Below are 14728 nucleotides of genomic sequence, written 5' to 3'. Positions count from 1 at the left end.
GACACCGCCGGTTGCAACCGTCGGCAAGCAGTCTCCGTACACACCGGGAGAGAAGCAGATGTCCGTATCGGACGAGAAGACCACTGTCAGCGACGGCATCCTCCTGTCCGACGCCGCCGCGGCCAAGGTCAAGGCCCTCCTCGACCAGGAAGGCCGCGAGGACCTGGCCCTGCGCGTCGCCGTACAGCCCGGTGGCTGCTCCGGCCTGCGTTACCAGCTGTTCTTCGACGAGCGTTCGCTCGACGGCGATGTCGTGAAGGACTTCGACGGAGTCAAGGTCGTCACCGACCGCATGAGCGCCCCCTACCTCGGTGGCGCCTCGATCGACTTCGTCGACACGATCGAGAAGCAGGGCTTCACGATCGACAACCCGAACGCCACGGGCTCCTGCGCCTGCGGCGACTCGTTCAGCTAAGTCGCACCACCAGCACGACCGCGAGGGCGGCGGTCCGGGACTCCCGGACCGCCGCCCTCGCGGCATGTGCACCCAGGGGGTGTCTTGCCGATCACCCCGCGAGCCCGACCTGATCGGCAGGACACCCCCTATGGGGCGGTCAGTGGCGCGGCACGGCCTCACCGCTCGCCCCGTCGACGACCGGCCGGTCACCCAGCGGCCCGTCGAGCGTCACCGTCTTCTTCACCTCGACCGCGATGGCGATGCAGGCCCTGCCCGGGTCGATCGGCGTCTCCTTCACCCGCAGGGTGACCCGGTCCGCGCTCTCCGTCGCCGTCACCGTGTAGTCGCTGCACACCCCGCCCCAGAAGGTGACGGTCAGCTTCCGGCCGTCGTCGCCGGTCCGGTACGACTCGACCTGCCGCGCCGGAGACGTGCCCTCGTCGGGCGCGGGCGTCGGCGTGGGCGAGGGCTTCGCCGGCGGCGCCAGGAACTCCGGGGCCACCGCCGTCCGCGTCACCGTGTACGGCTCCGCGCCCGCGGGGTCCGCGGTGAACAGCCACGCCGGTACGAGCAGCCGCTCGCCGGCCACGTCCTGCGCGGCCAGCCCGAGCACCGCGCCCGTCACCGGCACCTGCTCCGGCGGCGCCATGTCCACGATCGACTCGCAGGGCGCGCCCGGCGTGCTCGCCCCGGTCGTCGGCTCGCCCAGGTCCGGCCTGCCGACGTCCGGCACCGCCGTCCCGGGCTTCCCCGCCTCGGGCACCCCGGCCGGCGGGTCGGTGGCGCAGCCGCCGATGCCGATCGGGCCGGTGCCCTTCGAGGCCTCGTTCAGCTCGGCGAGCGCCTTCTTCGCCCCGATCACGGGGTACGTGTCGCCCTTGGCCGGATCCTTGAGCATCCCGCTCCCGGCGACCGGCCGGCCGTCCGGACCGATGTGGAGCCCCGTCGACCAGCCGTAGGTCGGCAGCCCGCCCACGACGGGGTCGGCGTTGACCACCCGGACCGAGCCGTTCATGACCTGGGTCGCCGACACCTTGGCATCGTCCTGCCCGAGCGCCTTCAGGACGGGCGCCGCCGCGGCCTTCGCCGCCGTCTCGCTCACCGGCGAACCACCGGGGGAGGGCTTCGTCTCGCCCGGCGGCGGACAGGCCTTGCCCTTCAGGCAGGCGTCGCCGGCCGGACCGCCGTCGTACCAGGAGTACGTCCAGTTCCCCGGCGCCTTCCGGGCCACGTCGAGGCGCGCTCCCGTGCCGTCCTTCTCCGGCCGGATCGTCCAGACGTCACCCACCAGGGCGGGGCTCCCGGGGATGCCCAGCGCCTCGGCCAGCCTGGTCACTTCGGCCGAGGTGACCAGGCCCTCGGGCCGGTGGACCGCGGCCGAGGAGGGCCCGTGGGGGAGTGGGCCCTTGGCTGTGTAGACGGTCCCGTTCGGGCCGCCTCCGGGGTCGGGCTCGCCGGGGGCGATGCCCGTCCCGCCGTCCGCGCCGCTCTCCAGGCGCAGCAGCGGCGGCGCCGCCGCGCGGGGGGTGTCGGCCGCCCCGCCCGGTGTGGCCCCGCCGGGCGCCGTCGCGGCCATGGCGAGATAGACCCCGCCGCCACCGGCGAGGAGGACACCCGCCGCCACCGAGGCGGTGAGCAGCCTCCGCCGCCTCTGCCCGTTCTCCGTACCGCTCACCGCATCGCTCCCTCGTATCGATCGGACACGGGTGGGACGGAGCGGGCGCGCGGACGGTTCCGTCCGTCAGCCGCCGTACTCCGCGGTGGCGGCGATCAGCCGCGCGGAGGCGGCCGGGACGACGACCCCGTGGATCAGGGCGGGGGAGACCGGGGCGGGGGCGGGAGAGACCGGGGACACCCAGTGGGGGGCCATCCGAGCGCCGTCGCCGCACAGCTGGGCGAGGCTCAACTCGGACTCGTGACGCTCGCGAGGAGCGGGGTAGGTGGTCATGGGCGCACCGTATGCACCCCGGCGCTCCGGAGAAAAGGCCTACTCTGGGGTAGTTTCCACTGTTCGGCAGGGCCGCCCCCACCGGGTAGCGTGAACTGTCGCCCGCCCGTCGACCATCACCACCCTTCAGTCGAGCGCCTCGCGCGCCCCTATCGATTTCCGCAGGAGCACCCCGCCGTGCGTATCGCAGTCACCGGCTCCATCGCCACCGACCACCTCATGACCTTCCCCGGCCGGTTCGCCGACCAGCTCGTGGCCGACCAGCTCCACACGGTGTCCCTCTCGTTCCTCGTCGACAACCTGGACGTGCGCCGGGGAGGCGTCGCGGCCAACATCTGCTTCGGCATGGGCCAGCTCGGCAGCACCCCGCTCCTCGTGGGCGCCGCCGGCTTCGACTTCGACGAGTACCGCGCCTGGCTCGACCGCCACGGCGTCGACACCTCCTCGGTGCGGATCTCCGAGGTCCTGCACACCGCCCGCTTCGTCTGCACCACGGACAAGGACCACAACCAGATCGGCTCCTTCTACACGGGCGCGATGAGCGAGGCCCGGCTGATCGAGCTCAAGGCCGTCGCCGACCGCGTGGGCGGCCTCGACCTGGTCCTGATCGGCGCCGACGACCCCGAGGCGATGCTCCGCCACACGGAGGAGTGCCGCTCCCGGTCGATCCCGTTCGCCGCCGACTTCTCGCAGCAGATCGCGCGCATGGACGGCGAGGAGATCCGCACGCTCCTCGACGGGGCCACCTACCTCTTCTCCAACGAGTACGAGAAGGGCCTCATCGAGTCCAAGACGGGCTGGACCGACGCGGAGATCCTCGCCCGAGTCGGCCACCGCATCACCACCCTCGGCTCGCGCGGCGTCCGCATCGAGCGCGTGGGCGAGACCACGATCGAGGTCGGCTGCCCCGAGGAGACGGCCAAGGTCGACCCGACCGGCGTCGGCGACGCCTTCCGCGCCGGCTTCCTGACGGGCCTGCACTGGGGCGTCGACCTGGAGCGCGCCGCCCAGATCGGCTGCATGCTCGCCACGCTCGTCATCGAGACCCTGGGCACGCAGGAGTACACCCTGCGCCGCGCCAACTTCATGGACCGCTTCACCAAGGCCTACGGCGACGAGGCCGCCGCCGAGGTCCAGTCCCACCTGGGCTGACGCCCCCAGCGGTGTGCGGCGGGCGGCTCAGGCCACCCGTCGCACCACGTACGCCACACCGCCCCGCTCCGACGGCTCCTCGCCCACGTACTCCTGGCCGCGCATCTCGCACCAGGCCGGGATGTCGAGGCGGGCCGCCGCGTCGTCGGCGAGGACGGTCACCGTCCCGCCGACCGGGACGTCGCCGATCACCTTCGCCAGCTCGATCACCGGGATCGGGCAGCGCCGGCCGAGCGCGTCCACCACGAGCGCGCCGGTCCCGGCCGCCGGGGCCGCGGCCGGGGCAGCCGGAGCGCCGAGCCGCTCCCGTACCTGCGCGACCACCCCCGGCAGCACGTCGAGGAAGCGGTCCACGTCCTCCGCCGGGGTGCCGGCCGGCAGCGACACCCGGACGTTTCCCTCGCTCAGCACGCCCATCGCGCGCAGCACATGGCTGGGCGTCAGCGTCGAGCTCGTACACGACGAACCGGACGAAACGGAGAAACCCTCCCGGTCCAGCTCGTGCAGCAGGGTCTCCCCGTCGACATAGAGACAGGAGAACGTGACCAGATGGGGGAGCCGGGCCACCGGATCGCCCACCACCTCCACGTCCGGCACCAGCTCGGGCACCCGCGCCCGGATCCGGTCCACCAGGCCGCGCAGCCGCGTCGCCTCGGCCGCCGCCTCCGCCCGGACAGCCCGCAGCGAGGCCGCCGCCGCCACGATCGCCGGCAGGTTCTCGAAGCCGGGCGCCCGCCCCGACTCCCTTTCGTCCGCGGGGCCTTGGGGAGCGAACCGCACCCCCTTCCGGACGGCGAGGAGCCCCACGCCCGCCGGTCCGCCCCACTTGTGCGCGCTCGCCGCGAGCAGCGACCAGCCGCCCGCCACCGGCCCCCAGCCCAGCGACTGGGCCGCGTCCACGAGCAGCGGCACCCCCGCCGCCCGGCAGGCCTCGGCGACCTCGGCGACCGGCTGCTCGGTCCCCACCTCGTGGTTGGCCGACTGGAGACACGCCAGGGCCGTCCCGGCCTCCAGCGCCCTCGCGAAGACCTCCGCGTCCACCGCGCCCGACCGGCCCACCGGCACCTCGGTCACGGTGCCGCCCGCCGCCGCGTGCCGCTCGCCCGCGTGCAGGACGGAGGAGTGCTCGACCGCCGAGACGACGAGCCCGGTCCCGACACGCCGACGGCCCGCGAGGGCCCCGGAGATTCCGGCGTGAACCGCGCGCGTCCCCGAAGGAGTGAACACGAGCTCGTCCGGACGGCACCCCACCGCCTCCGCCGCGGCCTCCCGCGCCGCGTCCAGCAGAAGCCGGGCCCGCCGCCCCTCCCGGTACAGCCGGGCCGGATCGGCCCAGCCCTCGTCCAGGGAGGCGAGCAGCGCCTGGCGGGCGACGGGGTGCAGGGGCGCGGCGGACGCGGCATCGAAGTACGGCATCCGCCCACGGTAGGGCCGTCCCGCCCCGACCCGCCGAGGCACCCCTCCCCGACCCGCCGCCCGGCCCCGTCACCACCCGCCGCCCGGCCCCGTCCCCACCGGCCGGGCCGCCCCCGTCCCGACCCGCCCGGCCGGCCCTCGCCGACCCGCCGGCGCGGCCCCGCCCCGAGGTCCGGCCGACACGCCCGACGCGCCCGGCCCGCACCGCTGTCCTCACCTCCGTCCGCACATCCGTCCGACGCTCGTGAGCCCTCGTCAGAAGGCCCTCCCGGTACGACGGCAGGCCGCCGAACGGCCGTCCGGGACCCCCCTGCGGAACCCCCGAGTCCACCCCTTCGGGGACTCGGACGGCGCGTTGGGCACCCTCCCCGCGCGACCCCAAATAGCGTCCAGTAGGGTTTGGTCCGCATAAACATCCAAACCCCTGCCCGCGGCCGGGGCGGCGACCGACCAGCGAGACGGACGGCCGTGGCCGACCACTGCGGGCCGAGACTCTCGGGAAGGCGCTACGTGAGTCCCAACGGCTCCGACCGCTCGTCGCGGCGCCCGATGCGGCGGAAGCTGCCGCAGGTGCTGACTGCGGGCCTGATCCTGGCGACAGCCACGGGCTGCTCGTACAACTGGGAAGACTTCCCCCGCCTTGGCATGCCCACCCCCGTCACGGAAGAGGCGCCTCGGATCCTCTCCCTCTGGCAGGGATCGTGGGCCGCCGCGCTCATCACCGGAATCCTGGTGTGGGGCCTGATCCTCTGGTCCGTCATCTTCCACCGGCGGACCCGGACCAAGGTCGAGGTACCTCCGCAGACCCGTTACAACATGCCCATCGAGGCGCTGTACACGGTCACTCCGCTCATCATCGTCTCGGTGCTCTTCTACTTCACCGCGCGCGACGAGTCCAAGCTCCTTGCTCTCACCCCCAAGCCGCCCCACACCATCAACGTGGTCGGCTACCAGTGGAGCTGGGGCTTCAACTACGTCGAGAGCGTGCCCGGTGTAGAGGGCGACGCCAAGACGGACAAGAACCTCTCCTCGATTCCGGACAAGTACCTCGAGGCGTTCCCGGCGAACGCCGGTGGCGTCTACGACGCCGGTATCCCCGGTGACCGGAACCCGCAGACCGGCAACCCGGGTCCGACCCTGTGGCTGCCGAAGGGCGAGAAGGTCAGGTTCGTCCTGACCTCGCGTGACGTCATCCACTCCTTCTGGGTGGTCCCCTTCCTGTTCAAGCAGGACGTCATCCCGGGCCACACCAACGTCTTCGAGGTGACCCCGACCCAGGAAGGCACCTTCCTCGGCAAGTGCGCCGAGCTGTGCGGTGTCGACCACTCCCGGATGCTCTTCAACGTCAAGGTGGTCTCCCCGGAGCGCTACCAGGCTCACCTGAAGGAGCTGGCCGAGAAGGGGCAGACCGGCTACATCCCGTCTGGCATCGAGCAGACGGACCCGGCCAGGAATGCGGAGAAGAACCAACTGTGAGCATCCACAACGAAACCCAGGGTGCCGCCGCAGCTGAGGACTCGTACGAGAACGAGCTGCCCGTACGGCGCAAGCAGCCCGGCAATGTCGTGGTCAAGTGGCTGACCACCACCGATCACAAGACGATCGGGACGATGTACCTGGTCACGTCGTTCGCGTTCTTCTGCATCGGCGGTCTCATGGCGCTCTTCATGCGCGCCGAGCTGGCCCGTCCGGGTACGCAGATCATGTCGAACGAGCAGTTCAACCAGGCGTTCACGATGCACGGCACGATCATGCTGCTGATGTTCGCGACGCCGCTGTTCGCCGGATTCGCGAACTGGATCATGCCGCTGCAGATCGGTGCGCCCGACGTGGCGTTCCCGCGGCTGAACATGTTCGCCTACTGGCTGTACCTCTTCGGCTCGCTCATGGCCGTGGGTGGCTTCCTCACCCCGCAGGGCGCCGCCGACTTCGGCTGGTTCGCCTACTCCCCGCTGTCGGACGCCGTCCGTTCGCCGGGTGTCGGCGCCGACCTCTGGATCATGGGTCTGGCCTTCTCCGGCTTCGGCACGATCCTCGGTTCGGTCAACTTCATCACCACGATCATCTGCATGCGCGCTCCGGGCATGACGATGTTCCGCATGCCGATCTTCACCTGGAACGTGCTGCTGACCGGTGTCCTGGTCCTGCTGGCCTTCCCGGTCCTGGCGGCCGCGCTGTTCGCCCTGGAGGCGGACCGCAAGTTCGGTGCCCACGTCTTCGACGCGGCCAACGGCGGAGCGCTGCTCTGGCAACACCTCTTCTGGTTCTTCGGACACCCAGAGGTGTACATCATCGCGCTGCCGTTCTTCGGCATCGTCTCGGAGATCATCCCGGTCTTCAGCCGCAAGCCGATGTTCGGCTACATCGGTCTGGTGGCCGCGACCATCGCGATCGCCGGCCTTTCCGTGACCGTGTGGGCGCACCACATGTACGTCACAGGCGGCGTGCTCCTACCGTTCTTCTCCTTCATGACGTTCCTCATCGCCGTACCGACAGGCGTGAAGTTCTTCAACTGGATCGGAACGATGTGGAAGGGCTCGTTGTCCTTCGAGACACCGATGCTCTGGACGATCGGCTTCCTGATCACCTTCACCTTCGGTGGTCTGACGGGTGTCATCCTGGCCTCGCCGCCGATGGACTTCCACGTCTCCGACTCGTACTTCGTCGTCGCGCACTTCCACTACGTCGTCTTCGGCACCGTGGTCTTCGCGATGTTCGCCGGCTTCCACTTCTGGTGGCCGAAGTTCACGGGCAAGATGCTGGACGAGCGCCTTGGCAAGATGACGTTCTGGACGCTGTTCATCGGCTTCCACGGCACCTTCCTCGTGCAGCACTGGCTCGGTGCCGAGGGCATGCCGCGTCGTTACGCGGACTACCTCGACGCCGACGGCTTCACCGCGCTGAACACGATCTCGACGATCTCCTCCTTCCTGCTCGGCCTGTCGATCCTTCCGTTCATGTACAACGTCTGGAAGACCGCCAAGTACGGCAAGAAGATCGAGGTCGACGACCCGTGGGGCTACGGCCGCTCCCTCGAGTGGGCGACCTCCTGCCCGCCGCCGCGGCACAACTTCCTCACCCTGCCGCGGATCCGCTCCGAGTCCCCGGCCTTCGACCTGCACCACCCTGAGATCGCCGCTGTCGACCAGCTGGAGAACAAGGGGCACGTGGCCGAGGCCCTCACGAGCGGCAAGGAGGCCGGCAAGTGAAGATCCAAGGCAAGATGTTCATCTGGCTGAGCGTCTTCATCCTCGCCATGGCCATCCTGTATGGCGTGTGGTCGAAGGAGCCGGTCGGCACGACGGCGCTGTTCCTCGCGTTCGGCCTGTCCATCATGATCGGCTACTACCTGGCCTTCACGGCCAAGCGTGTCGACGCGATGGCGCAGGACAACAAGGAGGCCGACGTCGCGGACGAGGCCGGTGAGGTGGGCTTCTTCGCCCCGCACAGCTGGCAGCCGCTCTCGCTGGCCGTCGGTGGTGCGCTCGCCTTCCTCGCCGTCGCGATGGGCTGGTGGATCCTGTACTTCTCCGCCCCGCTGATCCTGGTCGGCCTCTTCGGCTGGGTCTTCGAGTTCTACCGCGGCGAGAACCAGAACCAGTAGCAGCACCGCACCAGCGGTACCCCGCTCCGCACCGGAGCACCCAGAGGGGCCCGGACACTTCGTCACCGAAGTGTCCGGGCCCCTCTTTTGCCGCACTCGGCGCGCTGGTGTCGATAACAGTCCCTAGCGTGAAGTCATGAACGACACGCCGCGCATTCGGACTGTTCTGAGCTGCACTCTTCTGGCCGTCACCGTCACCGCGGCCGCCACGTCGTGCGCGGGCTCCGATGGCCATCCGCTGTCGGTGAAGCCCTACGACGCGGCGGACCAACTGGCGATAAGCGCCGACAGCGGCGGTGGCAAGGCGAACCCGGAGAAGCCCCTGGAGATCTCGGCCAAGGGCGAGGACGGCCGTATCACCGACGTCACCGCCACCGACGCCGCCGGACGCCACCTGGCGGGCGAACTCACCGCCGACGGGCAGCGCTGGCGCTCCACGGCCTCCCTCGCGGCCGGCACGCGCTACACGGTCCGGGTGGCCACCGAGGACGAGGACGGGGCTCCAGGCGCCCGTACGTACACGTTCGAGACGGCACCGGCCAAACGGGCCCTGACCGCCACCTTCGGGCCGGAGGCGGGCACATACGGCGTCGGGCAGCCCCTCACCGCCGACCTCAGCCTCCCGGTGAAGGACAGGGCGGCCCGCGCGGTCGTCGAGCGGGCCCTCAAGGTCCGCTCCACCCCCGCCGTCGAGGGCTCCTGGTACTGGGTGGACGACAAGAAGCTGCACTTCCGCCCGAAGGAGTACTGGCCCGCGGGCGCCAGCGTGACGGCCACCGCCAACCTGGACGGCCTCAAGGTGGGCGACAAGCTCTACGGCGGCGCGTCCAAGCCGCTGAAGCTCACCATCGGTGACCGGATCGAGGCCGTCGCGGACGCCGGGTCGCACTACATGACCGTCCGGCGCAACGGAGAAGTGATCAACACCATTCCGGTGACCACCGGCAAACCGGGCTTCTCCACGCGAAACGGCATCAAGGTCGTGCTCGGCAAGGAGTACTACGTCCGGATGCGCGGCACCAGCATCGGCATCTCGGAAGGCAGTTCGGAGTCGTACGACCTGCCGGTCTACTACGCCACCCGGGTGACATGGAGCGGTGAATACGTCCACGCCGCGCCCTGGTCCGTCGGCTCGCAGGGCGTGGCGAACGTCAGCCACGGCTGTGTCGGCATGTCGACCGGGAACGCGGCCTGGTTCTACGAGACCGTGCGTCCCGGCGACATCGTCAAGACCGTCAACAGCTACGGCGACACGATGGACACCTTCGGCAACGGCTTCGGCGACTGGAACCTGCCGTGGGACAAGTGGCGCAAGGGCAGCGCCCTGGTGGAGGAGTCCGGGGACCCGACTGCCACCGAGGACGCCAAAGCCCGTCTGCGGCCCTCGATCTAGCTACGCGTCGAGGGAGAGGCGGGAGCGCAGCAGGGACGCCAGGGACGCCGCGAACTCCACCGGTTCCACCGGAAGGGTGATCGCGGCGTCCGCGCGGCTCCAGGTGGCCAGCCAGGCGTCCTGCGGGCGTCCGATGAGCAGCAGCACCGGCGGGCAGCGGAAGATCTCGTCCTTGATCTGCCGGCACACGCCCATGCCGCCGGCGGGCACCGCCTCGCCGTCCAGGACGCACACGTCGACACCGCCCTCGTCCAGGCGCTTCAGCACCGCCGGCAGCGTCGCGCACTCCACGAACTCGACCGGGGGGACGTCGGCCGCGGGCCTGCGCCCGGCGGCGAGGCGCACCTGCGCGCGGGTGTTCGCGTCGTCGCTGTAGACCAGGACCGTGGCACTCGACTGCATCGTTCCTCCGTGGGGAAGTCCGTGGGAAGGTCGTCGATCGATGCGCGGGATGCTACTCCGGTCCACACCCCGTCAACACCCGTTCAGCACCTGTTCGAAGGGCCTTCCGATGGGCCGTTCGGGCTGGACACGCCCCCCTGACACTCCGAACGGCACCCCCCGGAGTGAGGGCGGGATAAGCGACCGACATAATGTCGGTCGTGGCGACAGTAACGACAGTAGAAACAGGGCACGCGCACCCGTCGGTCAATCGACCGAACCTCACCAGCGTCGGAACCATCATCTGGTTGAGCTCCGAGCTGATGTTCTTCGCGGCCCTCTTCGCGATGTACTTCACCCTGCGATCGGTGACCGGTCCCGAATACTGGCAGTCCCAGGCGGAACACCTGGCCTTCCCGTTCTCGGCGACCAACACCACGATCCTGGTGCTCTCCTCCCTCACCTGCCAGCTCGGCGTCTTCGCCGCCGAGCGGGGCGACGTGAAGAAGCTCAGGACGTGGTTCATCATCACGTTCGTGATGGGTGCGATCTTCATCGGCGGCCAGGTCTTCGAGTACACCGAGCTGGTCAAGGACGCGGGCATGTCGCTCTCGTCCGGGCCCTACGGCTCCGTGTTCTACCTGACCACCGGCTTCCACGGCCTGCACGTGACGGGCGGTCTCATCGCCTTCCTGCTGGTCCTCGGCCGGACGTACGCCGCCAAGAGGTTCACCCACGAGCAGGCAACCGCCGCCATCGTCGTGTCCTACTACTGGCACTTCGTCGATGTCGTCTGGATCGGCCTCTTCGCCACGATCTACATGATCAAGTAATCGGTCACCGCCGCATGGCGGACCGAGACATCCAGCAAGCATCGACGCAGAAGATCCTGACACCGGGGTAATCCGTGAAAAAGCTCTCCGCACGACGACGCCATCCGCTGGCGGCGGTCGTCGTCCTCCTATTCGCGCTGGCGGCCACTGGGGGGCTGTACGCCGCGTTCGCGCCCGCGGGCACGGCGAAGGCCGATGAAACCGCCCAGTCCCTCGCCATCGAGGAGGGCAAGAAGCTCTACTCCGTCGGCTGCGCCAGCTGCCACGGAACCGGCGGTCAGGGCACCTCTGACGGCCCGTCCCTGGTCGGCGTCGGTTCGGCCGCCGTCGACTTCCAGGTCGCCACGGGCCGCATGCCGGCCCAGCAGCCGGGCGCCCAGGTCCCGAAGAAGCCGAACATCTACTCGCAGGCCCAGATCGACCAGCTCGCGGCGTACGTGGCTTCCCTCGGCGCCGGCCCGATCACGCCGACCGAGAGCCAGTACGACCCTGCCGGGGCCGACATCGCCAGGGGTGGCGAGCTGTTCCGCAGCAACTGTGCCCAGTGCCACAACTTCACCGGTGAGGGCGGCGCGCTGAGCAACGGCAAGTACGCCCCCAGCCTCGAAGGCGTGAGCCCGAAGCACCTCTACGAGGCCATGCAGACCGGCCCGCAGAACATGCCCTCCTTCCCGGACACCACCATGCCGGAGCAGGAGAAGAGGGACATCATCGCGTACGTCCAGGCCGTCAACGGCGAGAAGGCCGACAACCCGGGCGGTCTCTCGCTCGGTGGCCTCGGCCCCGTCTCCGAAGGCCTGTTCGCCTGGGTCTTCGGTCTGGGTGCGCTGATCGCAGTTGCCGTCTGGGTCGCGGCCCACACCGCTAAGGCCAAGAAGTCATGAGTAGCCAAGAGATTCCAGAAGAGAACCTGCCCGCGGGGCAGGACACCGCGCACGGCGCGGTGAAGGTCGCCGACGACCCGTTCGCCGACCCGGGCCTTCCGCCCCACAAGCCGCGCATCCAGGACATCGACGAGCGGGCCGCCCGCCGGTCCGAGCGTGCGGTCGCCTTCATGTTCACGCTGTCGATGCTGGCCACCGTCGGCTTCATCGCCTCGTACGTGATCTTCCCGGTCGACAAGATCGTGTACATCTGGCCCTTCGGCCGGGTGTCCGCGCTCAACTTCGCCCTGGGTCTGACCCTCGGTTCCGCCCTCTTCTTCATCGGCGCGGGCGCGGTCCACTGGGCCCGCACCCTGATGTCCGACGTCGAGGTCGCGGACGAGCGTCACCCGATGGCGGCGTCGCCCGAGGTCAAGGCGAAGGTCATGGCGGACTTCGCGGCCGGTGCCGCCGAGTCCGGCTTCGGCCGCCGCAAGCTCATCCGCAACACGATGTTCGGTGCGCTGGCGCTCGTCCCGCTCTCCGGCGTGATGCTCCTGCGTGACATGGGTCCGCTGCCCGAGAAGAAGCTCCGGGTCACCAAGTGGGCCCGCGGCAAGCAGCTGATCAACATGAACACGCACGAGCCGCTGCGTCCCGAGGACGTCGCGGTCGGTTCGCTGACCTTCGCGATGCCCGAGGGCATGTCGGAGCACGACCACGACTTCCAGGTCGAGATCGCCAAGGCCGCCCTGATGATCGTCCGGATCCAGCCGGAGGACATCAAGGACAAGCGCGAGCTCGAGTGGTCGCACGACGGTGTCGTCGCCTTCTCGAAGATCTGCACCCACGTGGGTTGCCCGATCTCCCTGTACGAGCAGCAGACGCATCACGTGCTCTGCCCGTGCCACCAGTCCACCTTCGACCTCTCCGACGGCGCCCGCGTCATCTTCGGCCCGGCCGGTCACGCCCTCCCGCAGCTGCGGATCGGCGTGAACGACAAGGGCTTCCTGGAGGCGCTCGGCGACTTCGACGAGCCCGTCGGCCCTGCCTTCTGGGAGCGCGGATGAGCACCGTGACCGATACGACGAAGAAGGCACCCGCCGGTGAGCGGGTCGCCGACTGGGCCGACGGTCGCCTGGGGATCTACACGCTGGCCAAGGCCAACATGCGGAAGATCTTCCCGGACCACTGGTCCTTCATGCTGGGCGAGATCTGCCTCTACAGCTTCCTCATCATCATCCTGACGGGCGTCTATCTGACGATGTTCTTCCACCCGTCGATGAACGAGGTGGAGTACGTCGGACCGTACGTCCCGCTCCAGGGACAGCTGATGTCCGAGGCGTTCAACTCGACCATGCACATCTCCTTCGAGGTGCGCGGTGGTCTGCTGATCCGGCAGATCCACCACTGGGCGGCGCTGATCTTCCTCGCCGGCATGTTCGTGCACATGATGCGCGTGTTCTTCACCGGTGCGTTCCGCAAGCCGCGTGAGATCAACTGGCTGTTCGGCTTCCTGCTGTTCTTCCTGGGCATGTTCACCGGTTTCACCGGTTACTCGCTCCCGGACGACCTGCTCTCCGGCACCGGTGTCCGCTTCATGCAGGGCGCGATCCTGTCGGTGCCGATCGTCGGCACCTACCTGTCGATGTTCCTGTTCGGCGGGGAGTTCCCCGGCGGCGACTTCGTGGCCCGGTTCTACTCGGCGCACGTGCTCCTGCTGCCCGGCATCATGCTGGGCCTGGTGGTCGCCCACCTCATCCTGGTGTTCGTGCACAAGCACACGCACTTCGAGGGCCCCGGCCGGACGAACAAGAACGTCGTCGGCATGCCGCTGCTGCCCGTGTACATGGCGAAGGCCGGAGGCTTCTTCTTCCTGGTCTTCGGTGTCATCGCGGTCATCTCGGCGGTCGCCTCGATCAACCCGATCTGGGCCCTCGGCCCGTACCGCCCGGACCAGGTGTCCACCGGCGCCCAGCCCGACTGGTACATGGGCTTCGCCGAGGGTCTGATCCGTGTCATGCCGGGCTGGGAGATCAACCTCTGGGGCCACACGCTCGTCCTGGGCGTGATGATCCCGCTGGCGATCTTCCCGGCGGTCCTCGCGGCCATCGCGGTCTACCCGTTCATCGAGTCCTGGATCACCGGCGACAAGCGCGAGCACCACATCGCGCAGCGCCCGCGCAACGCTCCGACGCGCACCGCCTTCGGTGTCGCCTGGATCACGGCGTACATGGTCATGCTCGTGGGTGGTGGAAACGACCTCTGGGCGACCCACTTCCACCTGTCGATCAACTCGATCACCTGGTTCGTGCGGATCTTCTTCTTCCTCGGCCCGGTCATCGCGTTCATCGTCACCAAGCGGATCTGCCTCGGCCTCCAGCGCCGCGACAAGGACAAGGTGCTGCACGGCCGCGAGTCCGGCATCATCAAGCGCCTGCCGCACGGTGAGTTCGTCGAGGTCCACGAGCCGCTCAGCCAGGGCCAGCTGCACCGCCTCACGGCGCACGAGCAGTACGAGCCCGCGGAGCTTCCGCCGGCCGTCGACGAGAACGGCGTGGAGCGCAAGATCGGCGCCATGGAGAAGCTCCGGGTCAAGCTCAACAAGGGCTACTACGGCGCGGACAACCAGGTCGCCAAGCCCACCTCGGAGGAGTACAAGGAGATCCAGAGCGGCCACGGCCACCACTGATCCCCTGACCTTCCACTGACGTAGGTCGCCACGGTGAGAGCCCCGTCCA

At 69.4% G+C, this 14728-nt stretch carries 14 protein-coding genes; 10 read left to right on the top strand and 4 right to left on the bottom strand.

Translation table 11 applies throughout. The annotated features are described in order from the left end of the window. The first annotated feature begins 58 nt into the window (after positions 1-58). Positions 59-415 (top strand): HesB/IscA family protein, encoded by a 357-nt coding sequence (locus IE124_RS07835; RefSeq protein WP_015033024.1) that lies wholly within the window; start codon positions 59-61, stop codon positions 413-415. A 139-nt stretch (positions 416-554) separates the two neighbouring features. Here the strand turns inward: IE124_RS07835 and IE124_RS07830 are convergent, their stop codons facing one another. After that, entirely contained in the window at positions 555-2072 is a 1518-nt protein-coding gene (locus IE124_RS07830; RefSeq protein ID WP_189506184.1) for a hypothetical protein, read from the bottom strand. Positions 2073-2138: 66 nt separating this feature from the next. Continuing rightward, the gene (locus tag IE124_RS07825) at positions 2139-2345 is read right to left on the bottom strand and encodes a hypothetical protein (RefSeq protein WP_055643988.1); all 207 of its coding nucleotides are present in this window, start codon (positions 2343-2345) and stop codon (positions 2139-2141) included. A gap of 177 nt (positions 2346-2522) precedes the next feature. Between IE124_RS07825 and IE124_RS07820 the strand changes: the two genes are divergently transcribed. Further along, positions 2523-3497, top strand: coding sequence for a carbohydrate kinase family protein (locus IE124_RS07820; protein ID WP_189506182.1), 975 nt, complete (start codon positions 2523-2525; stop codon positions 3495-3497). A gap of 27 nt (positions 3498-3524) precedes the next feature. Here IE124_RS07820 and IE124_RS07815 read toward each other — a convergent pair whose 3' ends face one another. Further along, positions 3525-4913 carry a cysteine desulfurase/sulfurtransferase TusA family protein gene (locus IE124_RS07815; RefSeq protein WP_189506179.1) on the bottom strand — a complete coding sequence of 463 codons (1389 nt, stop codon included), beginning with the start codon at positions 4911-4913 and terminating at the stop codon, positions 3525-3527. 510 nt (positions 4914-5423) lie between these two features. Here IE124_RS07815 and ctaC point away from each other — a divergent pair. The 4 genes from ctaC (at position 5424) to IE124_RS07795 (ending at position 9910) form a co-directional block, all read left to right on the top strand. Continuing rightward, positions 5424-6389: an aa3-type cytochrome oxidase subunit II gene (gene ctaC, locus IE124_RS07810; protein WP_189506176.1), complete on the top strand. Its 966-nt coding sequence runs from the start codon at positions 5424-5426 to the stop codon at positions 6387-6389. Next, entirely contained in the window at positions 6386-8122 is a 1737-nt protein-coding gene (gene ctaD, locus IE124_RS07805) for an aa3-type cytochrome oxidase subunit I (protein ID WP_189506174.1), read from the top strand. The genes ctaC and ctaD overlap by 4 nt, the downstream gene beginning before the upstream one ends. Next, on the top strand, positions 8119-8517 hold the full coding sequence (locus IE124_RS07800; RefSeq protein ID WP_189506171.1) for a cytochrome c oxidase subunit 4: 399 nt from the start codon (positions 8119-8121) through the stop codon (positions 8515-8517). The genes ctaD and IE124_RS07800 overlap by 4 nt, the downstream gene beginning before the upstream one ends. Positions 8518-8653: 136 nt before the next feature. Beyond that, positions 8654-9910, top strand: a complete 1257-nt coding sequence (locus IE124_RS07795; protein ID WP_189506168.1) for a L,D-transpeptidase — start codon at positions 8654-8656, stop codon at positions 9908-9910. Here the strand turns inward: IE124_RS07795 and IE124_RS07790 are convergent, their stop codons facing one another. Next, the gene (locus IE124_RS07790; protein WP_055643994.1) at positions 9911-10312 is read right to left on the bottom strand and encodes a DNA-binding transcriptional response regulator; all 402 of its coding nucleotides are present in this window, start codon (positions 10310-10312) and stop codon (positions 9911-9913) included. A gap of 191 nt (positions 10313-10503) precedes the next feature. Between IE124_RS07790 and ctaE the strand changes: the two genes are divergently transcribed. The 4 genes from ctaE (at position 10504) to qcrB (ending at position 14679) form a co-directional block, all read left to right on the top strand. Continuing rightward, positions 10504-11124, top strand: coding sequence for an aa3-type cytochrome oxidase subunit III (gene ctaE, locus IE124_RS07785; protein WP_189506166.1), 621 nt, complete (start codon positions 10504-10506; stop codon positions 11122-11124). A 74-nt stretch (positions 11125-11198) separates the two neighbouring features. Further along, positions 11199-12008, top strand: coding sequence for a cytochrome bc1 complex diheme cytochrome c subunit (gene qcrC / locus IE124_RS07780; RefSeq protein ID WP_189506164.1), 810 nt, complete (start codon positions 11199-11201; stop codon positions 12006-12008). Further along, a complete protein-coding gene (gene qcrA, locus IE124_RS07775; RefSeq protein ID WP_189506162.1) occupies positions 12005-13057 on the top strand; it encodes a cytochrome bc1 complex Rieske iron-sulfur subunit in 1053 nt (350 codons plus the stop codon). Before qcrC ends, qcrA begins: the two co-directional genes overlap by 4 nt. Continuing rightward, positions 13054-14679 carry a cytochrome bc1 complex cytochrome b subunit gene (gene qcrB / locus IE124_RS07770; RefSeq protein ID WP_189506160.1) on the top strand — a complete coding sequence of 542 codons (1626 nt, stop codon included), beginning with the start codon at positions 13054-13056 and terminating at the stop codon, positions 14677-14679. Before qcrA ends, qcrB begins: the two co-directional genes overlap by 4 nt. Positions 14680-14728: the final 49 nt, after the last annotated feature.

It is taken from the genome of Streptomyces narbonensis (assembly GCF_014649015.1).
In the GTDB taxonomy this organism is placed as follows: domain Bacteria; phylum Actinomycetota; class Actinomycetes; order Streptomycetales; family Streptomycetaceae; genus Streptomyces; species Streptomyces narbonensis.
Note: the sequence above shows the minus strand (reverse complement) of the source record. Positions and strands in the feature narration are given on the sequence as shown.

Excerpts from the sequence above, each read along its gene's own strand:
- IE124_RS07835 (WP_015033024.1), top strand. The coding sequence starts at position 59 with ATGTCCGTATCGGACGAGAAGACCACTGTCAGCGACGGCATCCTCCTG.
- IE124_RS07825 (WP_055643988.1), bottom strand. The coding sequence starts at position 2,345 with ATGACCACCTACCCCGCTCCTCGCGAGCGTCACGAGTCCGAGTTGAGC.
- IE124_RS07815 (WP_189506179.1), bottom strand. The coding sequence starts at position 4,913 with ATGCCGTACTTCGATGCCGCGTCCGCCGCGCCCCTGCACCCCGTCGCC.
- IE124_RS07795 (WP_189506168.1), top strand. The coding sequence starts at position 8,654 with ATGAACGACACGCCGCGCATTCGGACTGTTCTGAGCTGCACTCTTCTG.
- IE124_RS07790 (WP_055643994.1), bottom strand. The coding sequence starts at position 10,312 with ATGCAGTCGAGTGCCACGGTCCTGGTCTACAGCGACGACGCGAACACC.
- ctaE (WP_189506166.1), top strand. The coding sequence starts at position 10,504 with ATGTCGGTCGTGGCGACAGTAACGACAGTAGAAACAGGGCACGCGCAC.
- qcrA (WP_189506162.1), top strand. The coding sequence starts at position 12,005 with ATGAGTAGCCAAGAGATTCCAGAAGAGAACCTGCCCGCGGGGCAGGAC.
- qcrB (WP_189506160.1), top strand. The coding sequence starts at position 13,054 with ATGAGCACCGTGACCGATACGACGAAGAAGGCACCCGCCGGTGAGCGG.